Here is a 25,342-nt window from a genome sequence, read left to right on the forward strand (position 1 = left end):
ATACATAAACTTACAACAACTTTCTACTAATTTTTTCAACTATTACGGAAAACAAAGTAGCACAACTAGTGCAAAACATTTTGCCACACAACTATATAAACATCTGTTTTCGCCAAGTTAGTTCGTACAACAAATGGTGTCATAAAAGTATGTTTTCTATAATCTCATCAAAAACATGCTTACCAATTTTTGGAAACAGGAAATTTTATTTTATATAAAATATAGAATTTTGATAAATTTAACTTTTTTGTGAGATTATGCAGCGATAAAAATAAATTTAGAGGGAAAGGTTATGGCAATAGAGAAGGAGAAGTTTTTTGAAATAATAAATGAGGTAAGTGAAAGTAGCGATTTGGATGAAGATAATTTACTTGAAAAAATAAAGAATGAGTTAAAAGGAAAAGATGCAGGAGAGTACAACAAGTTTAGTAAAAATTTTAGTAAAGAACATCAATTTAGTATAAAAATTTCAGAAGAAGCTGCAGAAGATTGGACGTTGTTACATCTTGCTACAGCATGCAACAATATGTTAATAGTGGAACTTTTACTAAAAAAGAAAGCAAGTGTTAACGCTCGAGTAAAAGATGGTTCTAAAAATGATGGGCTAACTGCTTTGCATATTGCTACTTTTTGTGGACATGAAAGCATGGTAAAACAACTACTAAGTGATGATCGAGTGAATCCTTCATTAAAAAGTAAAAATAAGACTCCAAGGGAGGTGGTAGGTAATACATAAAATAAGGAAGCGATAGTACAAATGTTAGAGGAGGCAGAAGAAAATCATTCGCGAAAAAAGAAGATAAAAGGCTTTCACATCCAAGTTGGAGAAGGAAGTTGTGACCGCTCATCTCAGAATGATAATATAACTCGAGTCAGTTCATTTGTGAATGGAATTACTGAATTAGGAAATGATAGAGAAAAATCAATAGCAGTGGAAATACAAATGTGGAATGAAAGAAGGAAAGAGAATAATGATAATATTCAGAGTGAGCAAATCGCTTCTCATTCTATTACTGGTGAAAGTGTTATCAATGAAGACAGCGGTCTAGAGTTTGAGGATACATTTGATACTTCTTTCTGCTCTGAAATAAATAACGACGGAGCAGCTAATGAAGTTAATGACCAAATTTTAGAAAGTCTGCAACCTCAAATTCAGTTGCAAGATAGACAAATTCGGAAGTTAGAAAAGCCAGGTAAAGAATTAAAACATATTGAGAAAGCACTAGAAAAGTTAAAGAGTGACTTAGCTGTACATGAGAATCGGTCAGAAATACTTGATAAGCTCAGTGAAGAGAATCAATCACTAAAACAACAAATACAAGATCTAAAAAGTAAAAATACAACACTTAATAGTGAATTAAGCAAAACCAAAGCAAATAAAGTAGAAAAAACACAACTGTGTTTCTTAAAAATTGCTTCTGTAAACTTTGCAATCATGTTGACATTAGGTGTTGCCTTTAGTATAGCCTCCCAATTACCAATTCTATTGATGATTGCAACTTCTGTGATGTCTTCATTGATAGTCGGTGGAGTTACATACGCACTATCACCGCAACCTACTGAATTAAAAGAAGTAAGTATTCAATGCTCAATGCAACATGATGCTTGTAAAACTTAACTTGTGCGCTTCCTGGTAATTTTGATATAGTTATTTCAGTTGAAATCTACAGGTTTACAAATGGCAATCTTAAGTGTAAGAGAAGCTTTATGCACAGCGATCAGAGAAGAAATGCAAAATGACCCTGATATATTTATCATGGGTGAAGAAGTTGCAGAGTATGATGGTGCTTATAAAGTAACGAAAGGATTACTGAAAGAGTTTGGAGAAAATAGGGTAGTTGATACACCCATTACTGAACATGGATTTGCTGGTCTTGCTGTTGGAGCAGCATTTGCTGGACTGAGGCCAATAGTCGAGTTTATGACTTTTAATTTTTCTATGCAGGCTATCGACCAAATTGTGAATTCCGCAGCAAAAACAAATTATATGTCGGGTGGACAACTTGGATGCCCTATAGTATTTCGTGGACCAAATGGTGCTGCAGCAAGAGTTGCAGCACAACATTCTCAGTGCTTTGCATCTTGGTATTCGCATGTTCCAGGGTTGAAAGTAATAGCACCTTACTTTGCCTCCAATTGCAGAGGTCTGCTTAAAGCTGCAATTCGTGACCCTAATCCTGTAATATTTCTAGAAAACGAGATCGCTTATGGACATGATCATGAAGTTCCTGACTCTGAGCTATCAAATAAAGATTATCTACTTAAGATAGGCAAAGCTGCTGTTATACGGGAAGGAAAGGATGTAACTATCACTGCTTTTTCATTGAAACTAATGGATGCGTTAAATGCAGCAGATTTACTCTCTAGTGAAGGAATAGAAGCTGAAGTTATCGACCTCAGAACCTTAAGACCACTTGACACTGAAACAGTTATTAACTCTATTAAGAAGACCAATAGATTAGTAAGCATAGAAGAGGGTTGGCCATTTGCAGGAATAGGAGCAGAACTCTCAGCCATGGTTATGGAACAAGGATTTGACTACCTTGACGCTCCGGTTGTACGGGTAACCGGCAAGGATGTCCCCTTACCTTATGCTGCAAACCTAGAAAAGAAAGCATTACCACAAGTGGAAGATATAGTTGAAGCTGTGCACCAAGTCTGCTTTAGAAAGAAATAGTCCTATTGACTCTTTTTTTTATCTCCCGTTCCACATTCTTCCATAAAATAGGCATTTGTAGAGTTTATACCACCCATTACTTTTATGACAATAGTTTTAGCGCCAAAAAACACAGCGCAAAATACACCGAGGGCGAAAATAGCAGGCCACGGCATTCTACCAAATATTGCAAGTAAAGCTGCTCCTATTATCACTACGGTCATAAGCGGTCCACCTATTCCCCAAACGTAGCCAATAATATTACATATTACTTGAGCAGTTGTATCGTCATTAGAGTTAGCAGCACTTCCAACATGAGAAAAAGAAATAAATAATACTATAAGTAGAATGCAAAAAACCTTTCTAATTGTAGGGTTCATCCCTATACCTTAAGTTTAAATATTATAATTATATCTAAAATAGTATAATTTTCAGTAAAACTAGCATTGTGATTTATACAATATTGCATAGCAAATGATGTCTATTGGTTATCAATCACTGTCAATTACTTGAGAGCTTATTTCGACTTTCGAAAAAGAGCAATAACACCCATGAGTAAAATTTCACATTACCACTTTTATGTGTTATGATAAGCTTAAATTTATAAAGAAAATAAAATTGAAAGAATTGAGAGAGAACCGGATAGCAAGAACGAGAAAGTTTTTATCTTCACTGTTTTTTTTGCTACTAATTGCGCTATCAATACGTAGTTTTTTATTTGAGCCATTTCATATTCCTTCTGGTTCAATGAAAAGCACTCTACTTGAGGGAGATTATATTTTTACTAGTAAATATTCATATGGTTATAGTAAACACTCTTTTCCATTTTCTCCAAACATCTTTAGCGGTAGAATCTTTTATACCCCTCCGGAGCGTGGTGATATAATAGTTTTCAAGCCTACAAGAAATGACAGCATTAGATTTGTTAAGCGGGTAATAGGAATACCGGGCGATAAAGTGCAAATGATAGAGGGGGAGTTATATTTAAATGATCAGAAAGTAAAGCGAAGACAAATTGAAAATTTTTTTGATTATGAGTCAAAGCGTAATATAGCAAGATACATCGAAACACTCCCGAGCGGCAAGGAGCATGAAATGCTAATAGATAATCTTTCTAATAAGTTATCATACAATACTCCAGTTTATTATGTGCCTGATGATCAATTTTTTGTTATGGGAGACAATAGAAATAATTCTTTTGATAGCAGGTTTTCTGAAATTGGGTTAATACCAACTGAAAATATAGTTGGACGCGTAATCATGGTTGGTTTATCGTTTAAATTAGGCAAAGTTGATTGGTTGCCGTTTGATTTTAGGTTACCTATTGCTCTGAGATTTGACAGGGTACTTCACAAAGTTTTATGAACTCTATCTGTCTGCTGATTCGCATAATTCTAAAGCAGAGTTTTCTAACTCAGAGATAGCATTATTAATGTTGTCTAAGTCATTTTCCTGTAAAGCATCTTTTGCGTTCTGTAGTAAAATTTTTAACTTTTGCTCAGTGGAAACATTTTCAACTAGATGTATGAGCTTGTTACCGTTAATTTTAGCCTCTGCAAGGGAACGAGCCTTCATGTCTTGATCAAAGTTACTTACTGACTGATTGACCATATCTTGAATATCTTCTTCACTTAAGCCAGAGCTTGAATTTATTTCAACTGTCTGTTCGACTCCAGTAGTTTTTTCTCTTGCAGTGACAGTCAATATTCCATCAATGCTAACTGTAAATCCTATTTCAACTTTTGCAGAACCTGCAGGCAATTGTGGTATACCTTTGAGTTCAAATCGTGCTAGAGATTTATTATCTTTTATCATTTCACGTTCTCCTTGACAAACGTGAATTTTCATTGCTGTTTGCCCGTTAGCGTAAGTTGTAAACTCTTTTATTTCTGAAACTGGTAGTGGTGTATTTCTTGGTATAATTTTTTCAACTATTCCCCCCATAGTTTCTATGCCAAGTGATAAAGGCAGCACATCAAGGAGAATATTCCTATCTTTTGAGTTTGAAGTTAAATAATGAGCCTGAAAAGCTGCCCCATTGGCAACTGCTTTGTCCGGATCCACATCATTCAGCACTTTATTGCCAAAAAGTTTGATTAGTGAATTTTGCACTAATGGCACTCTAGTTGCGCCACCAACTAAAATTACCCCTTTTATATCATCGATTTTAAGATCTATGTTGCTTATAGTACGAGTAACTATATTTATAGTCTTATTAACCAAAGGACTGATTGCTTGCTCGAATTCTTCTTTGGTAATTTCACATTCAAATAATTCACCATTAATATTGAATTCAAAAGTGCCTGAGGTATCTTCACTTAGGTACTCTTTTATAGCACGTATATTGCAGATACCAGTTTTAGTGTATGAATGTTGTAATTTGTGGGTAGTTGTATCAGATGGTGCAGTGCTTGACACTTGAATCCAGTTCTTATTATATAACTTTCTGGTGTGTTCACTTGCAATCAAACTTTCTCGATCCCAGTGTCGGAGCACTGGGATGACACTAGAGCATTTTTTATTTAAACCTACCTTTTCTCTATACTTATCAAGCACAATAAGGCTAAGCAGATGATCAAAATCATCACCGCCAAGTTTAGTATCACCACCAACTGCAAGAACTTGAAACACTCCTTGATGTAATTTTAATATTGAAATGTCAAATGTTCCACCACCGAGGTCATAAACTGCATATATGCCACTGTTATTGTTCTTTTCAATGGAGTAAGAAAGTGCTGCAGCGGTTGGTTCATTAATGAGGCGAAGAACATCTATGCCAGCTAATTTTGCTGCATATTTGGTTGCGTTACGTGCTGAATCATCAAAATAAGCTGGTACAGTAATCACTGCTTTGTTAACTTTCATCCCTGTGAATTTTTTTACCCTCTTGCATAGAGTTTTTAGTATCTCAGCAGAGATCTCAATAGGAGTGAGATACTTTTCTTCTGAGCATTTTACCCTAATAACTTTTTCACTTTCGTTATCTATTTCACAACTGATATTTTCTTTATGCAAGTCTTTAACACTTTTACCCATTAAGCGTTTTACAGAGCAGATAGCATTCTTGCTAACATCGTAGCCTACTTTTAGTACATCATTTTCATATGAAATGACGGAAGGCAGTAACTCACGTTCTTGTTCATCTTTAAATATTTCTACATTGCCAGCTTTGTTTACCATGGCAATTAAAGAGTTAGTAGTTCCAAGATCTATACCAAAAACTACCTCATTTGAACTTGGTTCAGAAATTTGAACTGGCCGCATTTTCCTTCATCTCCTCAAATGACTTATATAAATATCTCAATCTAAAAACTTGCGTAGCAGCTTCATCAAAATTTTTTGTAGCAAAAGCATTAATTAGGTTTTTAGTACAATCTTTTACCTTTTCATCAATCATCCTACTTGCAAATTGTAAATCATCGCAGTCTAGAAAGTATTCTCTTATTTCCATTGATTCATTTAATATTTCAGGATCAAGATGCTCTTTTTTGCTTTGTACGTCAAAAAGATCCAACAAATGTTCGGCACGCTTTAGCGGTGACTTCAGTACCTGATAAGCTTTGTTGATATTTTCCATATTTTTGGACTCTCTTTCATTTATATCAGTTTTGCTTAGCTCAATATATTTTTTCTCCAGCTCATCAAAGCTGATGTTAAAAGCAGTTTCAATTCCAAATAATGTGAAATGGTTGCTAGACATGAAAACTCTCTCCACAACCACATTTTCCTTTCTCATTAGGATTTTTGAAAATAAAACCTGATGAGAATTTTTCCTCTACATAATCCATTTCAGAGCCAAGGATAAACATGATAGATTTTGGATCGATCAGCACCTTGACTTTTTGATCATCACTGCAGCTTTCTTCAATTACCGACTCCAAAGGACGAACGTCATATGCATATTCAATATCATATTTTAAACCAGAGCATCCTTTTTGCTTAATTAGAACTCTTATTCCTATTGCTTCTTCAAGGTTAGCATGCTTCTTTTTGTCCAATAAAAACCTTACCCTCTCTACTGCATTTGCAGTTAGAGTGATAGGTTTTTTAACAGAATTTACTCCTTGAAATTCACTCATATTCCTCAATTTTTTTGTTTATTTTGATAATCATGAATAGCAGCTTTTATAGCATCCTCAGCAAGTACTGAACAGTGTATCTTTACTGGCGGCAAAGACAATTCTTCCACTATTTGAGTATTCTTTATCTTTGTTACATTCTCAATAGTTTTTCCTTTGATCATTTCTGTAAGAAAAGAACTTGAAGCTATAGCAGAACCACAACCAAAAGTTTTAAATTTTGCGTCTTCAATAATACCTTTATCGTTGACCTTTATTTGCAGTTTCATTACATCTCCGCATGATGGTGCACCAACTAAACCAGTACCAACATTTGGATCATTTTTATCCAGAGAACCAACATTCCTTGGATTTTCGTAATGATCTAAAATTTTCTCATTATAACTCATAGATTACCCGTAAACCATTACTTACATTATAACATATTTAGGTTAAAAACTAAAGTAAAATACACTAGCAAGCGGTACATTTTACTCACAAAATATATATGTTACGAGTGTATTTACTTTACAAATACATATAGTGCATGTCATTCTTTATATGGTAATTTTAGAAGGAGTATTTCTTGAGTTTATTCAGTAATCTTTATCAAGGACTATTAAAAACCTCCTCCCGTTTTAGTGATGGAGTAAAAAATATTTTTTCTGGCAAAAAAAAATTAGATCAGTCGCTTTTAGATGATCTGGAAGAGCTGCTGATTAGGATGGATATAGGTCATAAAACTTCCAGATTGCTTATTGATAAGCTCGCAAGTATCAAATTTGAATCAGAAGTTGAGCATAGCGTTATCACACAGCAGTTAATGATCGAAATAGAAACAATATTAAACCCTGTCGTGCAGCCGATCATTTTGAATAAAAAACCACATATAATAATGGTGTGCGGAGTGAATGGTAATGGTAAAACTACAACTATAGGTAAACTTGCCTATAAATATAAGGAGAAAGGAAAATCCGTTATGCTTGTTGCGTGCGACACATTCAGAGCTGCTGCTAGTGAACAGCTAAATATCTGGGCAGAACGAGCTGGTTGCTCCATTATTACTGGAGAGCACGGTAGCGATTCTGCAAGTGTGGCATATAGAGCTGTAAGTCAAGCTATAAAAGATAGCGTTGATGTTGTTTTGATTGACACAGCAGGAAGGCTACAAAACAATGTAAATCTCATGCAAGAGCTGTCAAAAATACATAGAACGATAAAGAAATTGGATGATACTGCTCCTCATGATGTTATTTTAGTTCTTGATGCAACTACTGGCCAAAATGCTTATAGCCAATTAGAGGCGTTTAGTAAAATGGTTGGTGTTACCGGGTTAATTGTAACAAAGCTAGATGGTACTGCCAAAGGTGGAGTAGTGATTGGGCTTGCAGAAGCTTATAAGGTGAAATTACACGCTATAGGAATTGGCGAAAGTATAGAAGACCTGAGGGAATTTACTGGCAAAGAGTTTGCTGAAGCGTTGTTTGAATGTGATTAAAGATCTCTTTAATTTTCTCACAAGTGATTAATTAGGTTGGGTAAGCCGTTAACGTATAAAAATTACTTCCGCATATTTTCAATCTCATTATAATTACAAATAGAGATATTTTAAGAGCTCAAAATCTATCTTTAGTCTGCAGACTTTTTAATCAAACTTATTAAAAAATGTATTCTTCAGTGTATATCTTTCGTATGTGCACTGCATTTTTTTTCTAACTCTTTTTATACAGGAGGATTTTATGTCCAGAATTCCAGATACTTGACCTTTACTTTAGCTAAAAACCAACTGGTACATATGGTTTTAGAAAGTGTAGGAAATAGAAACGTTTCTGTTTTTTGAGTAATTAAAAACCACTTCAGCTTGTCACTCATGCCTAAAAAGTAATTATATTAATGTAATATTGATACTTGTATACTAACATAAATATATTTTAAAAATTTAAGGAGTATATTATGACAATGTCTACCACAAATTAGTGAGAAATTAGCAGCTAGCGCAAAAAGTCTCTTTGATGAGAGCGAAAAATTATTGCTTATAGCAGAGGAAATACACAATCAAGATTTAATGTATCTTTAATAACAAAAAAGAGGATATTCTATATCTTCTTTTTTTTATGCGATAATTAGCTACTTGTTTTCGTATTCGTTCAGGCAAGGTAGTTATGAGTAAAAACAGCAAATGGTCAGTGCGTGAAACTGTAATCCAGCTAAACACTTTACAATGTTTTTGATGACGAAAAGAATGGATGCCAGTGTCAGCTACTTGCGTGACAACGGAGGGCAATTTGAATGACTCCAGTAGGTATTATGGTGTCATTCCAGCGCTTGACGCTGGAATCCAGAAAAAAAGAAGCCAGTGTCAGCTACTCGAATGACATTATGGAAGCTAGGATGACATCCTTCTCGCAAGCAAAATGTTCATGCAGATAATATTTAACTGTGATTGAAGATCTCTTTTAACTCTTTTATATGACCAAGCTTAATTATCTCAATATCATGAGAAGAATAATTGCCATTTTTAGGCATAATCGCTTTTTTGAATCCTAATTTCTGTGCTTCCCTTAGCCTGAGATCAGCATGCGAAACGTTTCTAATTTCTCCTGAAAGTGCAACTTCACCGCAGATTATTGAAGAAGTTGGTAGAGGTAAATTTACTAAACTTGAAATAAGGGAAGCAGCAACAGCAAGATCAGCTGATGGTTCCTGTATTTTGAGTCCCCCTGCAATGTTTAAGTATACTTCTTTATCATGCAAAAACATTTTACAACGAGCATTTAGCACCGCGATGATCATAGCTAATCTATTAATATCCCAACCAACTACTGCCCTTCTTGGAGTTGCCATATTAGTCCTTGCTATTAATGCTTGCACTTCCATTAAGATTGGTCTTGAGCCTTCCACTCCTGCAAATACGGCGCTGCCAACTACTTCTCTATCATGTACGGTCAAGAATAATGATGATGGATTATCAACAGGCATGAGTCCTGCTTCATACATTTCAAAAACACCAATTTCATTTGCAGTGCCAAATCTATTTTTAATAGTACGTAAAATGCGATATTGATTACTATTTTCACCCTCAAAATATAGTACTGTATCTACCATATGCTCCAGGGTTTTAGGTCCCGCTATTTGTCCATCTTTCGTTATATGGCCAACTATTAAGAGAGAAACACCATATTGCTTTGCAAGAACAGTCAATTCATGAGCGCAGGTACGGACTTGAGTTACAGTTCCTGGTGCTGATGTGACTTTGCTATCATACATAGTTTGTATAGAATCAATTATCAAGAACTTAATACTTTTATTTTTCCTTATTGTTGCTACTACATCAGTTAAAGATACTGTAGATAAAAGCTTAATTTTAGGTTCATTTATCTTAAGACGCTTTGCTCTGAGGCTCACTTGCTCTAAAGATTCCTCGCCAGATACATAAAGACATTCAAAAAAAGAAAATTGCACAACATTAGCTGCAATCCTAAGCAAAAGAGTAGATTTTCCAATTCCAGGTTCACCACCAATTAAAATGCTAGCACCTTGAACGATACCTCCACCAAAAACTCTATCTAACTCTTCTATTCCTGTTAAAAAACGATCGGGGGTAATAATTTCACTATCTGATAACGCTTTTATTGAAATTGGTGCAGATGTACTTCTCGTTTCTGTTTTTACCACTATTTCTTCGACAACTGTATCCCAACTGTCACATGCAACGCACTTTCCTACCCACCTTCCAGTGCTATGACCACAGAATTGACATACGTATGCAGTTTTCATAAAAGCCAAAATTATAATTGTAATAAGAATTAGCTAAATAAGTGAAATAAATTTAAATAGAGAAAATTACCAATCACACTTTTTATCTTGTGGTTTTATTTGCAATATCGCTACTAAGCTGACTAATAAGCAAAAAATTACATAAAGCCCAGCAGCAAAGTCTATTTTAGGAAACATTATAGTAAACCAAGTGCATATCATAGGAGTAAATCCTCCATGCAAGGCAAAAGAGATGTTACGTGATAAGCTAACACCACTAAATCTAACATTAGTAGGAAAAAGCTCAGCAGTAACTATTCCTATAGGATTGATACCCCTCTCGATTATAGAAAGAGCCATCACACTCAACATAATTATTAGGTAGCTTTTATAGTAATATGCAATAGATAACATAGGACAACATATTACCGTTGTGATCACTATAAATAAGATTGCAGTGCGTTCTCTTCCTGTTTTATCAGCTAAAATTCCAAGCACTATTGAAGATATCGGCATTAATATACTGGTTATAATGAGTACAACTTCGTTGACATACGTTGTAACATAAGTCTCAACCGACACTATTTCTTTTGCAATTGTTCTAAGAAATATGGTAAATCCAACAGCAACATTAACAGGTACAGATATTAAAATGGCAAGTATCAGGGCTCTCTTATAGCGTTTTGTAAGCTCTATTATTGGTAAATTAGATAAATTTCTTTGTTCTCGATTTTTTTCATACGCTGGAGTTTCTCCTAGTGTATATATACTATATGCGCTTATTAATCCTAAAATGGCTGAAAAAATAAACGGCAGCCTCCAACCCCAAGCGTTAAAATCAGTGTTTTTTTTACAGATGATCACTGCAACCACAGAGAGCAATATGCCAATGGAGCGACCAAAACTTATTATTCCAAAAAACATTCCTAGTTTTTTCTTATTAGGTAAATGCTCTATGAGATAAACAGAGCTACCTCCTTGCTCAGCGCCAAGTGCAACCCCTTGTATCAGATGGATTGCAAGAAGCAACATAGTAGAGGTTATTCCTATTTTGCTATAACTTGGAATAAACGCAACGAGACTAGAAGGAATCGATATTAGCAAGATAGCAATCGTTAACGCCATTCTCCTTCCATATCTATCACCAATGTGACCAAATACAGATGCACCAAGTGGTCTTACCATAGCGCCCAGTCCTGCAATTCCAAACAATTGCAATATGCTGTAGTAGATATCTTTTGCATAACAAAATTCTCTACTAATTATATTAACCAGATCAATAAAGAGCATATGTTCATACCATATTGCGATTCTACAGAGTATTGTTGCAATCAATACTCTTGTTTGTTGATTGTACACTTAGTTTAATTTGTAAATGTCTACTTATTTTTATTTTGGCTGCTTTTTAGAACTTTGCAACTCAAGCGTATGGCTTATATGTAAATATTATTAAAATTGGAACTTGCATAACCAGCCATTCTGGGATCAAATAAAAAAATCTGGTCATCCGCTGGAATGACATGGTGGAATGTCCTTCTTGTCATTCCAGTACTCCTTTTCTTGTCATCCCAGTGTATGAGCACTGGGATGACACCTCTCTTAAATTACTTTAGCTACAAATATCAAGAAATTTACCAAGTAGAAAAAAGACAAAAGAAAACCCCTATTAGCTAGCTCTAATCCTGAAAATTGGCCTGTCTTAAACAGCCCGTTTCAGCTTATATGGTTAAAAAACTGGAAGTTTTGTAAAGAAATAAGATGCACATAGTGCAAAAAATTAAAAATAAGACGACAACTGCGTTATGCTTTTGTCGTTTAATCTCCACAGACGAAGATAAATAGTATAGCGTTATCCTTATGGTAAGGGAGCTGAAAAAATTTATAAAGCAGGTTCTTTCATTAGTTTTTTTGCGAACATCAAACAATTACTTAGAAAAATTGGAAAGACCATTAAAATATTTTTTTACTTTTTATTCTATATATTTCAACATATTACCTTTAAGTACTAATAATTATGGCATTATTAATAGTTGAGTCGCCAGCAAAGGCAAAGACGATAGGTAAATATTTGAGTAAAGAATTCAAAGTGGCTGCATCTTTTGGCCACGTCAGAGATCTGCCAGCGAAGAATGGTTCTGTTGATCCTGATAATGACTTTGCCATGAAGTATGAGATTATTGAAAAAGCAGAAAAGTATGTAAAAGAGTTAGTCAAGGAAGCTAGTAAAACATCAGATATATACCTTGCAACAGATCCAGACAGAGAAGGAGAAGCAATAGCTTGGAATGTGATAGAGGCACTAAAGGAAAGAAAAGCAATCAATGATGAAAGCAACATTCATAGAGTAGTCTTTAACGAAATAACAAAAAGAGCAGTGCAAGAAGCTATAAAAAATCCACGTGAAATTAATATGGACTTAGTGCGTGCACAGCAAGCACGCAGAGCTTTGGATTATCTAGTTGGATTTAGCTTGTCACCGCTGCTGTGGACAAAATTGTCGGGAAGCAAATCTGCAGGGCGAGTGCAGTCTGTTGCATTAAAGCTTATATGCGAACGAGAGGATGAAATCAGTAAGTTTATAACACAGGAGTATTGGAGCATAAAGGCAGAAATGCAAAATAGCAAAGATGAGGCTTTTTTTGCTATGCTAAGCCACTATGACAATAAAAAGCTAGAAAAATTTGATATTAAGAATGAAGAAGAGGCAAAGAACTTAGTCAGGGAGATCGAGTCAAGGCAGTATGCTGTAAGCACAGTAGAACGCAAGCAAGTTAAGAGAAACCCGCTTCCTCCATTTATCACCTCAAGTCTTCAGCAAGATGCAGTGAATAAACTGTATTTTAATGTGAAAAATGTTATGCGAGTAGCGCAAAATTTATATGAAGGTATCAATATTGGTGGTGAAATCGTAGGGTTGATAACTTACATGCGTACAGATGGGTTTCATATTGCAGATGAGGCTATAAACTCAATTAGAGGGTCAATTAAGTCGTTATATGGTGATAAATATTTACCGCAGTCTCCTCGTAAATATGTAAAAAAGGTCAAAAATGCTCAAGAAGCACATGAAGCAATCCGGCCAACTGATATTAATAGAACGCCTGGTAGTATTAAGGATTACTTAACGCCAGAGCAATTTAAATTGTACGATTTAATCTGGAAAAGAACCATTGCAAGTCAAATGGAATCGGCGATTCTTGATCAAGTGGTAGTTGAAATTAGTTCTATTGACCAGAAAGTGATTCTGCGGGCAAGTGGATCAAGTATATTCTTTGATGGTTTTTATAAAGTCTATCAAGATAACATGGAAGCCGAAAATGAAGGCCTGCTACCTACCATGAAGGAAGGGGAAGCATGTAAGCTGATTTCAGTTGAGCCAAAACAGCATTTCACTCAACCGCCACCTCGTTATAGTGAAGCAAGTATCGTTAAAAAAATGGAAGAAATCGGTATAGGTCGCCCGTCAACTTATGCAACAATTATTTCAGTATTACAAGATCGTGAGTATGTTTCATTGGATAACAAAAGATTTATTCCAAGCAGCCGCGGTAAAATCGTTACTATATTTTTAGAAACTTTTTTTCAGCGTTGTGTAGAGTATGACTTTACAGCACAAATGGAAGAAAGGCTTGATTCAATCTCAAATGGACATGCAGATTGGAAAAAAGAACTAGGCTATTTTTGGGTGCCATTTTTTAATCATGTAAATTCTGTTAAGCAAATGACACATGATGAGATTTTTAGTGGTATTCATGATTTGGTAGTCAATTGGTTTTGCTCAGAGGAAGGAAAGGAAGAAATAGGTAAAAAATGTCCTAATTGCTCTGGTGGTATATTGAAATTAAATTTTGGAAAAGCCGGTGTGTTTCTTGGATGTTCTAACTATCCTGAATGCAACCATACAAAAGAAATTACGGGCAGTAATGACAATTCAGAATATCCAAAAAGTTTGGGTATAGATGATGTGACAGGCCAAGAGGTAATGATCAAAAAAGGTCCTTTTGGACTTTATCTGGAGTTTAATAGTGAGTCAGAAAAGAAAAAAAAGATTTCTGTACCAAAAGATATAAATGTTAATGATATTGATCTAAATACCGCCACTCGATTACTTTCCCTGCCGAAAATAATCGGAGAGCACCCTGAAACTGGAAAAGAAGTAAAAATAGGTCTTGGACGATTTGGGTACTATATTCTCTATGATGGTCGATACTTTTCTCTTAAAAAAAGCTCTAAGGAGGTATTAGACACACAATTAAACGAAGCTATACAAATTATTGAGAGCAGCCCACGCAAAGAGCTAAAATCTCTTGGTTTTAATGAAAAGGGAAAAGAAGTTTTTATCTGCAACGGTAGGTACGGATTCTATATAAAATGCGGTAAAACAAACGTTGCGTTGGGCAAGAATGCAGATATTGAAAGTATAGATCTGAAGAAGGCTTTAGAGTTAATTAAGAATAAAAAGTAGACTTCTTGCATAACCATATGCTTTTTATTGTTGTTCCAGCGCTACACGCTGGAACTGAGAAAAAAAGAGCCTTAATTACAAGAAAGAAAATATTCAGATAACGAGAAAGTTGTCACCTGGTTAGCAGCTACAGTCGTGTGACGCAGACGTGCTAACAGGAAAATAGTCTCTATCAGAGTTAAGCTTTGCTTGCAAAATGAAAAGTGAGTCCAGCTTCTATACCATGTGTGTGAAAAGAGCTGTTCTGTATGATAGTAGTCATTTTATCATTACCTGCTTGTTGAACCATTTTTTTTGCTTCATCATCAAACTTTAAAGTTTCTGGTTTGTATTCAATGCTACCAATAACACCAAAACCTCTATATCCGATATGCATATTTACATCTTCATTTATATGATAATCAAAGCCAGCCTTTAATTGACCTGCAGGTCTTATTGATGATTTTTCAAACATCGTCATTTTTGTTGCACCAATTCCAATACCGACATAGGGAGAAAAAGAGAAACTATCACTTTTCCAATAATGATAAACATTTGCCATTACAGATATGTTCTCAATTTTGTCATGGTTAATAGTTGATCCATATAGATTACCGCCTTCTATGTACGCTATTGTCATCTGGCCGCTTGTTAAACCAACATTATCCACTTTCACAGAAGAATACATTCCTTCTAATTCAGCTCTATAGCTATTATTACCTAATTCCCCTGTATAACCAAGTGATACATTTGCAGCAAAAGGTGGGTTATAATCTCCTTTATACTTACTTATTAACTGACCTTCTGTTTTCTGAGATTCTATGTCATTTATAGATACACGGTTATCATCTGTAGCATCCTTATCCCCAATTTTTGCTTTCAACTTACCCAAGTTAAAATATTGACCGTAATATCCACTACCAAAGTAAAATCCTTCCGTTTCACTTGCAAAAGATTGTTGTGACAACAATAAAGCAAGTGCTGTAACTGCTAATGTTTTTTTACTCATCATGACTATTCCTCTAGTTAAAATAGCTAATCTAGTACTAATTAATTAAAAATGACTTAATATGAAAAAACTAATTATTTTCTAAGCTAAAAAATAGGTAAAATTAACCTCTATCCTCGATTTTATTGCCTTCTAGTTTGTCCTCATCTTCAAATTTATCATCATCGTCAAATTCATCATTACTGTCTTCATCATCAAACCCATCACCACCTTCAAACTTATCATCAATATCCTCGTCTTCAAATCCATCTTCAATCTCTGGCTCATCGTATATTGCATCTTCAGTTTTAGCTTCAACAGGATAATCAGCAGCTTCAATAGCATTACTCTCTTCTTCATTACTAATCTTATCTTTGTTAGCAGCAGAAAAGACCTTGTTTGGATTATATGGCTCTTGTGTAGGCACACGTGTTGGTTTAATCAGCCTTCTTGTGAATGTGCTATCACTATAGTACAAAATTTTCTTTGACTTAATTGGATAAGTCGATTCTATCAAAATTATCTGATCATCACGTGGCAGCATAATAATTTCTTGAGGTAAGAGCAATGCTCTCTGTGTTTCAGAGATATGCAATGATCTTGATGCAGGATTCAAGTCTAAAAATTTAGGTTTGTTTAATGATTCTTGTTGTACAGTTTTGTTTCCTATAAGCTGAGATATCAAATTAGCCGTTTCAATATTATTGGCTGCAAAAGTTATTCTATAGGTTGAGTTTGATAAAAAGGAGTTCATTCCTGCTTCTTCATATATTCCTTTAAGCTGTTCAGTATCTTGAACAATTAAAAATAACCTTACTCGATAGCCACGAAAGTATGCGATGCCCGTTTGAAATTGCTCCATTTTTCCAAGTGTTGGAAACTCATCCATTAAAAATAATACGCCGTAAGGCTCGTCATCCGATGGCAATTTTCTACATAAAAACTCAGTTGCCTGTTGGTAAAAAACCTGCATTAAAGGCCTGAGCCTAGTTAAGTTATCAGGAGTTAAACCAACATAAACTGTAGTTTTCTTCTTTTTAAAATCCAAAATATTAAAATCACTTGATGCAGTTGCAGTATCGATCAATGGGTTTGCCCACAATTCAAGCGACGAGTTCATAGTTGACACAACACCTGATCTTTCTTTGTCAGCCTTTTGCAAAAAAGCTGCAATGTTCATATACGCTACCGGATGTATTATTTTACCCATTGTGTCCAAAACTACAGCAAGATTGTAAACTACGTCATCGCTACGCATCGTACGCACAACCTCACCAAAAGATTTAACTTTCTCTGGTGCAGCAAGTAAATATAGTACCACCCCAACAAATAAGCTTCTTGCTTCGTTTTGCCAAAAATCTTGTTCAGGCATGATTAGGTTAGCTATTTTTTGCACATCGTCAACCATCTGTCCAGGTTTTTCACTAATCCATTCCAGTGGATTATAACAATGGCTTACCCCATCTGGCTGCGCTGGGTTCCATACATATACTTTTTGTCCTTGTCGCTCTCGCCAACCACTTGTTATTTCATAGTTTTCTAATTTTATATCATGCACAATTACCGAATCATTCCAAAATAACAAATTAGGAATTACAAAACCAACACCTTTACCAGAGCCTGTAGGTGCAAAGAGCAATGAATGCTGAAACCCATCAGCAATAAAATATCCTCTCTTATCTTTACCAAGCAATAGACCTTTTTTGCTTCTTAATCCCGCTTTTCGTATGTCTTTCTCTGATGCCCACTGTGAATCTCCATGAAGTGATTCTTTCTTTTTAAATGGCCGCCACTCAATTAGTCTTTCTCTCACATTCCACAAAATAATCATCAAAACAATTTGAGGCAGTAGAGAAGATACAACTAATTTAATTTTGAGCTCAAAGCTATATAGCTCTGGATGATGCCAACAATATTGTATATGATCAAAAATTGTCGGCCAGAGAGCTTGAGGAAAAGGTGTCAAGCTAGGATTAATTGCTCTAAAATCTACACCATCTGGACCGTCAACAAACAGGTAGAATAATATACCAGACAAATAGAAGCAAAATTCAAGTATGCTAAAAGATACTACACCTCCTATGAGAATATTGCGTAGGTGATTTCCATTACTCATAAACTACTTTTTCTTAACTTAGTATAAATTTAAGTATTTTCATTTGAAGATCTAGTAAATAATATTTCAGAAATGCTTCTTTTTCCACCACTGGTCCTTTTGAGTTGAATAACAATGTCAATTACATTTCTAATGTATGGTATGATCTGATCTGGGGGAATGCCAAGATTTGCTTGCATAACCATAAGTTTTATTTGCTCAAGAGCCATTGCCGGACTATCCGCATGAAGAGTTGATATTGACCCTGGGTGGCCAGTGTTTATTGCCCTGATAAAACTAAAAGCTTCCGCTCCACGGAGCTCACCAACTATTATTCTGTCTGGTCTTAAACGTAAGCACGCTTCTATCAAATCTTGAGTGGTTACTTTTGCTCTGCCCTGCCCTCCTTTAGAAGCAATAAGATGTACTCTATTCGGATGATCATTCAAAACTATCTCTCTTGCATCTTCAACAGTAATAATTCTTTCTTCAGATGGAATAGCACGCAAAGTAGCATTAGTAAAAGTGGTTTTACCAGTGGAAGTTCCACCACTAATTATGATATTTTTCTTATTTATTACAGCATATTCTAAAAACTCTTTTATTTTTTTTTGTTTCAGTAGCAAATCTAGGTGACGATCTACTGTATTATCGTTCACTCCTATAACAGTTTCAGAAAAAGCCCCCATTTTTTCATAATCATCCAATGCCAATTGCATAGAAGAAGGTTTACGAATTGAAATGACTACTTTATCAGGCTCACATGCTGGAGGAAACACTATCTGTATACGATAACCATTTGGTAATGTAGCTGAAAGCAGCGGTGTCTCTTCGCTCAGTTTTTGTTCTGTAGCTTGAGCAATCAACCTGCTAAGAGATTTTAAATGATTAAGATCAAATATTTCTAACTTTTCGCATCTTATTTCACCGCGATTTTCAATCCATACTTCCTTCGGTTTATTTATTGATATTTCATTTACACCTTCCTCTTGAAATATCCCTTGTAATGGCTCCAAGTATGTATCAAGTGCAGCATAGTTCATTTCAGTTATTTAATATTGACTGTGGAGGAAATACTATATCTTGGTTAACAAATACTTTCAATGCAGTTCCTTGATTAACATAAATAGTTGGTTTTTTATCTACACTCCTATCAACTATATCTCGCATGTCTTTGGAAAAATCATTGATTGACTTCCCAATTGCTTCATCATAAACAGATTTGCTTCTTTTCTGAGTTTGCCTCAACAGTTGACGTACATCGTCTAAAGTTATACCGATATTGTCACTAGTAATTGTATCAACTCCACTAGCTCCAGAACTTTTTATCACACTTACTATTTCTTCCTTTATTATTCTCAGCAAATCCTGATCACTTTTACCATTTCGAATTTTTTCAATAGCCCTAACACCCAATTTCCATTTTTCGTCTCCTACCTTCCCAACTTCAGTTTTTATAGAATTCTCCAATCTCTCAACAATATCCCCTTTGAGAGAAGAAATATCTATTTCAGTTGCAGTAATAGACTTCACTGCATCCATGGCAGTTAGCGCATCGATAAGATTAGAGGCTTTTTCTCCTACAACAGCTGAACCAATCGAAACACCAGCAAGTGCCACTGAAGAGAATAATGCACTTGCTATTTTATTATCAACTATTCCAGCTATCCCTGCCCTTCCAAGCTCATCGGTACCAGATGATGCAATAGCAACATCTATACCATGAGGAAGAATGATCCTATTCCAATTTATGTTCACGCGGGCTTTTGCAACGTTTGAGTCAAATGAATAACCACCTATTAACCTTGAACCTTTTGGTATTAAAATTGTATCACCAGTTTCTGCATAAACGTCTCTACTAACAACAGCACGGAGCATTCCTTGTAAGTCAGAACTTATTGCAGTTTCAAGAATAGCGTCAATAACTTTACCTTGAATAATCATTAAACCAAGCTTTTCAGCTTTGGTAGCTTTGCTCGATTGTGCTGAGGTATTGGATAAAACAGCATCTGTAGCTTTACCTTCCCCACTACTACCTGAAATTGCTAACATTTGTGCACTACGTCTGTCTCTAGGATAACCGCCACCCCCTATTGTAGGAAATGAAGTAGGCAAATTGCTAATAACATTACCAGAAGGAAAATTTTGCTTTGGTAAAACAGGTATATTTGACAAGGGAATTTCTTTTAGTTGATCTTCTTTTTTTGTCACTTCCTCTTTTTTGATTTGTTTTACTTCTGGTATGACTTGTGGAATAGGAAGAGGAGGTAAGGGTGGCAAGAGATCAGTTGCTATCCTCTCGGAAACTACTACATTATCTGGAACTTGTTCTAACTTTCCTTTCAATTCTTGAATGTTTTGCTTTGTTTCCTCTTTTTTAACAATCTCTGGACCCTCTTTATTAGAAGGACTAAAATAAAGATAGTACACTCCACCAACTAAGAGCGCTACCATAACTACCATCAATGCCTTATAACCTTGATTATAGCCAACTGTTACTACCTTGCTTTCTATCTCTGATTCATCTTCTACAATATTATGCCTTTCTTTACTCATATTATATGTACCACAACTAAAGTGACCTATTTATAACTTCAACTTCACTACCTTCATAACGCATTAATAGCTTTTTATGTACTCCTTTTATTACAACATAATCATCAAATAACAGCCTTTTACAGGATTCGCCTTCTATAAAAATCTGAGGAATTTTATTACTATTTCTAAACTTTAAATAGGTTAAATAACCATCATCGAATAACTCAATTGGAACTATATCTACGTTACCACCTTCATCAATATATGTATAGTTGTACCTCGTATTATTTTCTTGTATTATTTTTTCTGGCTTTTCTGTAATGTATTGCATTTGAGTAGGTAAAGAAACCTCATCTAAATCAACATCAAATTCATCTTCTTCTTGAGGATAATAAAAACGTATTACGTAAGATATATCCTTTTCAACGGAATAATCATGATCCACTTTTTTAGCATCATTATCTGGGTATTTATCGTAATTTGGTCTTGAAATTAGATCAAAAATGTAATTTCTCTTTTTAGTTGTCGTAATAATCATGTTAGTGCGACTACTGACTTCAAATGGCATGACAAGCAGTTTATTATCATAAGGATTAATTTTCCAACTTGATGCATCACCAACAGCAATATTTTTGACTTTTTCCCCTGCTGCAAACTCAATATAAGAATAGTAACCTTGACTAAAAATTACTGTAAACACCTCATTAGGGCTATATACAAAAGTCTTTATTCTACTATCTACAGAAATAGGTTTATTATTAATAGATGCATTTAAGTTGCCACTTATTAGTAAAGCTAAAACTAACAATATCCTACACATATTCATCATCTACTCTATATGAAATAACTTGAAACCCTAACGGGTTAATATATCTTTGCTGACCATTCATTTCAAGCGATGCATATTTATACGACATCACAACTATCTTATTTTTCCTTGAGGAATTTCCATCTTTTCGTGTAAATTCTATAGAAAATCTCACTTGAAGAGCATCGTTACCTAATTTTTGAATTGAACGAATTTTCAACTCACCTTTAGCATATGAATATAAATTAAAAAGGTCATTCATATTCTGCGATTTTATATAATTGCTAAATTCACTATATACACTAGGCGAAGAAAACAACCTTACTTTTGTATAATAATTATAATTATAATTATACGGGTCAAAAACTTCCCTTGCTTTTATATACTCTGAAATAAAATAATCTCTCAGAGTTTCATTTGCAGAATATTGTTTTACTGTAACAGGATCAACCAACTGCACTATTCCTGACTTTTTGTCAATTTCTATAACGAATGGCTCAATAGTGCTACTTGTGCTAATTTTAAATATAGCTAATATGCTTACAGAAATTGCAACTAGTAATATTAATGTAAATAAAAATAAAGTATTTCTCTGAGCAACAACTGTGCTATAGCGACTTGAATTCCAATTTATATCCTTATCTAATGACTCATTACTTTTTTCTTGTTTTAAAAATTTCAGCATCTCAATATTCTTAAAAATCTTAACTTATATTAATTAACATAGCAAGCTAACAAAGTAGTTATAACAAAAAAGCTAATAAACCCTTAATCCATGGCCTAACTTGCCAAATTTTGTTTCCATATATGAATCATTATATTCATTGCGTTCCATAATAAGTGGTATACAATTTGTAACTTCTATATCGTTATTTTTCAACTCTGATAACTTTCTACCATTGTTTGTAAGTAATTGTATTTTGTTAATGTTCAATTTCTTAAGTATTTTAGCTGCAACAGCAAAGCTCCTTTCATCATCTTCAAAACCCAATACTCTATTTGCATCAACAGTATCAAGATTATATTTTCTTTGCATACTGTATGCTCTTAGCTTATTAGTCAAACCAATACCTCTCCCATCTTGCATCAAGTATAATATAATGCCATTCCCAAAGTCAGTCATTATTTGAATCGCTTGATGTAACTGGCTTCTGCAATCACATGATAAGCTGTCTAATAAGTCTCCTGTATAGCATGAAGAATGAATTCTCACTAATGGCTCATTATCTTTATCTGGATTGCCAATGATAATTGCATAATGTTCTCTTCCGCCACTTTTGGTTCTATAAGATATGATATCTACTTCTTGAGTCTGCTTTAAAAATAATGATGTTTTGCACACTTCATACACACTATGATTTCGTTGAAAATCATTCACAAGTAACGTATTTAGTGCAATAATGTCATTTTCTTCACACCAATTTTGCATTTCATGTTTATTCTCAAAAGTCATATCAGCCACTAATGCGTATGGCAATAACTCTGAGAACTTAAGCAAGGCAACAGCATACGCATCTATTGTCTTTGAGAATTGCAATTCTTTTATGCTATCTTCCTTTGAACAGTTTATTAAATGGAGCAGTTCATCAAAATTGCTTATCAATAGACGTTTGCTACTATGTTCTTTACTCTGACATATGTATTTTACCTTACTTGCAGTCAAAGTAACATATACATTACCTGATATAAGCTTATATTGACTAAATAAATTTTTTTCTAAAGTTTCAGCAGCAGCAAGCAATAGATAGTTATTTTCATCATCATATATTAAAATTGGAAGACCACGCCTGATTTCGCTGATAGCTCTTTCTACCTTATTGCTACTTTGATTTCCTATAAACATTTCACCTACACCAAACAACTTGGTGCGGTCGAGAAGACTTGAACTTCCAAGGCTTTGTGAGCCACAGCGACCTCAACGCTGCGTGTCTACCAATTCCACCACGACCGCACTTTATTCTAGTTTCTATATAATTACTTTAAATTACTTAATCATTTTAGGATTTTTCATCTAAAGTGTCAATCTGGTACTAGGATAATTTAGGAAATACCTGTATAATTTAACTATGAATTTTATGGTTACAAACTTTAATCATTTAAGATAATCTTGCTACTAATTCTTAATTTAGGTCTTTATACAAATGAAAATAGCTAATATCTTCATTTTTTTAATTCTATCTCTTACAATTAGCTTTTACCCCACTCATGCACAAATATTGTATACATGGTCTCAAATCATTCCAGAAAATAAATTAAGCATACGTGCGATTATAGACAATAACATGTGTCCCATTGCTTACGTCGATAATAAGGCAGTAGAAATGCTAAGTCGCAGCTCAATTAACAATACCGAAACAGTTTGTGAACTGATAGTAGAAACAAATGCTCAAAATATAAGCATTGATAATATAAAAGTTCCCGTATTAGCAGAAAAGATCAGCAAAATTGCCTTCATTGGCGATACAGGATGTAGAATAAATATGCTATTTCAGCAAGAATGTAATTCTGTAGATAACTGGCCTTTGAAAAAAAATCTAGATTCAATCTCTTTTCATAAACCAGATTTAATTATCCATGTTGGTGATTATCATTATAGACAAACAAAATGTAGAAACACAAAAAAGTGCGGCGATATTTACGGATATAGCAAAGAAGCTTGGTACGCTGATTGGTTTGAGCCTGCAAAAGATATTTTAACACAATCTCCTTTTCTTTTTGTTCGTGGAAATCATGAGAGTTGTAATAGAGCTTATGAAGGATGGTTCAGATATTTAGATTCATACCCCTTTTTCCCTAAAAAATGTGAAGATCTTATTTCCAGTTGGTTCTTAGATGCTGGGCCGATGAAGTTTTTTATCTTCGACTCTTCATCCGGTGAGGAAATTTTTACAACCCAAAGCACAGTTGATGCTTTTGAGAGGCAGTTTGATAAATTGATACAAGATAAGCCCACGTGGTTTTTGACTCATAAACCGCTTTGGAGATCTCCAAAAAAAGAATTTTTGACATTAAAAAGCCATGGTAATCTTACACAAATTGAAGCTTTTGGAGATAAATTTCCAAGCAATGTTACTACCGTAGTTTCTGGCCACATTCATATAGCCCAGATTTTATTAATGGATAATGTTCCAGATCAGATTATAGTTGGAAACGGCGGTGCATTATTACACGCTCAAGATCAAGAACCTGTTTATCAAAATGTAGAATTTAACTATCCAAATAGTAGAAATTACTTAGCACACGAAGTTAGAAATTTTTTCGGCTTTGGCTTTGCAATATTAAGTTTAGATGATCACAAATTTACTTTCTATAACCAAGATAATAAGGAAATGTATTATGCAAACTTAACGAAAGACTTTAAACTCAAAACAAATTTAAATTAGGACTATTTGTTGTTATCGATTACTGACCTTACCGAGAAAAAGTAGAGAAGTAGAAATGTGAGTTGACAAAATAAGAGAAATATAGTATGTTAATGGTAGTAAGAGTATTTAAAATTAATTATGCCAGTAGCAGTAAATACACCATATAACATACAAAGAACGTAGAAATTTAAAAAGGCAAGAGATATTTTACTAGCCCCTGTGAGATGGCTAGTCATTGGTTTAGCTGTAGTATTACTCATAGCATTTATTGTTTTTGTCATAGCGTTAACTCTAGTCGCTCAAGCATTGAGTAAGCTATATGTTCTTGCAGGAGGAAAATTACCAGAATGGTTAGAGCAAAGAACTGAAACATTTATGGAGGCAGTGCGTGTCCCACAAACAACGCATGATACTAATGTAAATGATGCAATTAATATTAACGTTCAAAAGCTAAAAGAAAACTATGGCGAGCCTGATGTTGATGATAAGTTTATAGAGGAAATAGAAGGATTTATTGATCAGTTAGAGTGCATAGCAAATGGCATAGAAAAAGCTGTGGATAAAGATCAACTCACAGAAGATGAGAAAAAACATGCACTTAAGTGCTTGTAGCGTATAAAAAACAACCCTGATA

20 protein-coding genes, 1 tRNA gene and 1 pseudogene are annotated in these 25,342 nt (G+C 34.4%); 7 read left to right on the forward strand and 15 right to left on the reverse strand.

Annotated elements, in window-relative coordinates:
* Positions 1-292: 292 nt before the first annotated feature.
* Both AAE962_RS06770 and AAE962_RS05240 read left to right on the forward strand, forming a co-directional pair.
* Positions 293-1,618, forward strand: a pseudogene (locus AAE962_RS06770) (ankyrin repeat domain-containing protein).
* Between the two features lie 60 nt (positions 1,619-1,678).
* Positions 1,679-2,677 (forward strand): pyruvate dehydrogenase complex E1 component subunit beta, encoded by a 999-nt coding sequence (locus tag AAE962_RS05240; RefSeq protein ID WP_343288853.1) that lies wholly within the window; start codon positions 1,679-1,681, stop codon positions 2,675-2,677.
* Positions 2,678-2,679: 2 nt separating this feature from the next.
* Here the strand turns inward: AAE962_RS05240 and AAE962_RS05245 are convergent, their stop codons facing one another.
* Positions 2,680-3,036: a TrbC/VirB2 family protein gene (locus AAE962_RS05245; protein ID WP_343288854.1), complete on the reverse strand. Its 357-nt coding sequence runs from the start codon at positions 3,034-3,036 to the stop codon at positions 2,680-2,682.
* 199 nt (positions 3,037-3,235) lie between these two features.
* Here AAE962_RS05245 and lepB point away from each other — a divergent pair, with 199 nt between their 5' ends.
* Positions 3,236-4,021 (forward strand): signal peptidase I, encoded by a 786-nt coding sequence (lepB, locus tag AAE962_RS05250; protein ID WP_343288855.1) that lies wholly within the window; start codon positions 3,236-3,238, stop codon positions 4,019-4,021.
* Between the two features lie 3 nt (positions 4,022-4,024).
* On the opposite strand, the gene AAE962_RS05255 is transcribed toward lepB, so the two are convergent.
* From AAE962_RS05255 to iscU, 4 genes are read right to left on the reverse strand one after another with little or no spacing between them, the layout of a single operon-like run.
* Positions 4,025-5,920 (reverse strand): Hsp70 family protein, encoded by a 1,896-nt coding sequence (locus AAE962_RS05255; RefSeq protein ID WP_343288856.1) that lies wholly within the window; start codon positions 5,918-5,920, stop codon positions 4,025-4,027.
* A complete protein-coding gene (locus AAE962_RS05260) occupies positions 5,898-6,356 on the reverse strand; it encodes an iron-sulfur cluster co-chaperone HscB C-terminal domain-containing protein (RefSeq protein ID WP_343288857.1) in 459 nt (152 codons plus the stop codon). Before AAE962_RS05260 ends, AAE962_RS05255 begins: the two co-directional genes overlap by 23 nt.
* The gene (locus AAE962_RS05265) at positions 6,349-6,735 is read right to left on the reverse strand and encodes a HesB/IscA family protein (RefSeq protein WP_006012614.1); all 387 of its coding nucleotides are present in this window, start codon (positions 6,733-6,735) and stop codon (positions 6,349-6,351) included. The genes AAE962_RS05260 and AAE962_RS05265 overlap by 8 nt, the downstream gene beginning before the upstream one ends.
* Positions 6,736-6,740: 5 nt before the next feature.
* Complete coding sequence (gene iscU, locus AAE962_RS05270; RefSeq protein WP_343288858.1) at positions 6,741-7,124, reverse strand: Fe-S cluster assembly scaffold IscU; 384 nt, start codon at positions 7,122-7,124, stop codon at positions 6,741-6,743.
* Between the two features lie 176 nt (positions 7,125-7,300).
* Between iscU and ftsY the strand changes: the two genes are divergently transcribed.
* Entirely contained in the window at positions 7,301-8,212 is a 912-nt protein-coding gene (ftsY, locus tag AAE962_RS05275; RefSeq protein ID WP_343288859.1) for a signal recognition particle-docking protein FtsY, read from the forward strand.
* A gap of 935 nt (positions 8,213-9,147) precedes the next feature.
* Here ftsY and radA read toward each other — a convergent pair.
* Together radA and AAE962_RS05285 are read right to left on the reverse strand one after the other, a co-directional pair.
* Complete coding sequence (gene radA / locus AAE962_RS05280) at positions 9,148-10,491, reverse strand: DNA repair protein RadA (protein WP_343288860.1); 1,344 nt, start codon at positions 10,489-10,491, stop codon at positions 9,148-9,150.
* Positions 10,492-10,557: 66 nt separating this feature from the next.
* Positions 10,558-11,829 carry an MFS transporter gene (locus AAE962_RS05285; RefSeq protein ID WP_343288861.1) on the reverse strand — a complete coding sequence of 424 codons (1,272 nt, stop codon included), beginning with the start codon at positions 11,827-11,829 and terminating at the stop codon, positions 10,558-10,560.
* Positions 11,830-12,484: 655 nt separating this feature from the next.
* On the opposite strand from AAE962_RS05285, the gene topA reads away from it, so the two are divergent.
* Entirely contained in the window at positions 12,485-14,935 is a 2,451-nt protein-coding gene (gene topA, locus AAE962_RS05290) for a type I DNA topoisomerase (RefSeq protein ID WP_343288862.1), read from the forward strand.
* Positions 14,936-15,113: 178 nt separating this feature from the next.
* Here topA and AAE962_RS05295 read toward each other — a convergent pair whose 3' ends face one another.
* The 8 genes from AAE962_RS05295 to AAE962_RS05330 all read right to left on the reverse strand — a co-directional run bounded on the left by AAE962_RS05295 (position 15,114) and on the right by AAE962_RS05330 (position 23,294).
* Entirely contained in the window at positions 15,114-15,926 is an 813-nt protein-coding gene (locus tag AAE962_RS05295; protein WP_343288863.1) for a P44/Msp2 family outer membrane protein, read from the reverse strand.
* A 100-nt stretch (positions 15,927-16,026) separates the two neighbouring features.
* On the reverse strand, positions 16,027-18,018 hold the full coding sequence (locus AAE962_RS05300; RefSeq protein WP_343288864.1) for a type IV secretory system conjugative DNA transfer family protein: 1,992 nt from the start codon (positions 18,016-18,018) through the stop codon (positions 16,027-16,029).
* 29 nt (positions 18,019-18,047) lie between these two features.
* On the reverse strand, positions 18,048-19,040 hold the full coding sequence (gene virB11 / locus AAE962_RS05305; RefSeq protein WP_343288865.1) for a P-type DNA transfer ATPase VirB11: 993 nt from the start codon (positions 19,038-19,040) through the stop codon (positions 18,048-18,050).
* Between the two features lies 1 nt (position 19,041).
* On the reverse strand, positions 19,042-20,553 hold the full coding sequence (locus AAE962_RS05310) for a TrbI/VirB10 family protein (RefSeq protein WP_343288866.1): 1,512 nt from the start codon (positions 20,551-20,553) through the stop codon (positions 19,042-19,044).
* 16 nt (positions 20,554-20,569) lie between these two features.
* Complete coding sequence (gene virB9 / locus AAE962_RS05315) at positions 20,570-21,361, reverse strand: P-type conjugative transfer protein VirB9 (RefSeq protein ID WP_343289588.1); 792 nt, start codon at positions 21,359-21,361, stop codon at positions 20,570-20,572.
* Positions 21,348-22,028: a type IV secretion system protein gene (locus AAE962_RS05320; RefSeq protein WP_343288867.1), complete on the reverse strand. Its 681-nt coding sequence runs from the start codon at positions 22,026-22,028 to the stop codon at positions 21,348-21,350. Before AAE962_RS05320 ends, virB9 begins: the two co-directional genes overlap by 14 nt.
* A gap of 72 nt (positions 22,029-22,100) precedes the next feature.
* Complete coding sequence (locus AAE962_RS05325; protein WP_343288868.1) at positions 22,101-23,186, reverse strand: GTP cyclohydrolase II; 1,086 nt, start codon at positions 23,184-23,186, stop codon at positions 22,101-22,103.
* Between the two features lie 20 nt (positions 23,187-23,206).
* Positions 23,207-23,294, reverse strand: a tRNA-Leu gene (locus tag AAE962_RS05330).
* A 190-nt stretch (positions 23,295-23,484) separates the two neighbouring features.
* Between AAE962_RS05330 and AAE962_RS05335 the strand changes: the two genes are divergently transcribed.
* Both AAE962_RS05335 and AAE962_RS05340 read left to right on the forward strand, forming a co-directional pair.
* Positions 23,485-24,726: a metallophosphoesterase gene (locus AAE962_RS05335; protein WP_343288869.1), complete on the forward strand. Its 1,242-nt coding sequence runs from the start codon at positions 23,485-23,487 to the stop codon at positions 24,724-24,726.
* Positions 24,727-24,927: 201 nt separating this feature from the next.
* Positions 24,928-25,320, forward strand: coding sequence for a hypothetical protein (locus tag AAE962_RS05340; RefSeq protein WP_343288870.1), 393 nt, complete (start codon positions 24,928-24,930; stop codon positions 25,318-25,320).
* Positions 25,321-25,342 lie beyond the last annotated feature (22 nt).

The organism is Wolbachia endosymbiont of Encarsia formosa, from assembly GCF_039540065.1.
Classification (GTDB): domain Bacteria; phylum Pseudomonadota; class Alphaproteobacteria; order Rickettsiales; family Anaplasmataceae; genus Wolbachia.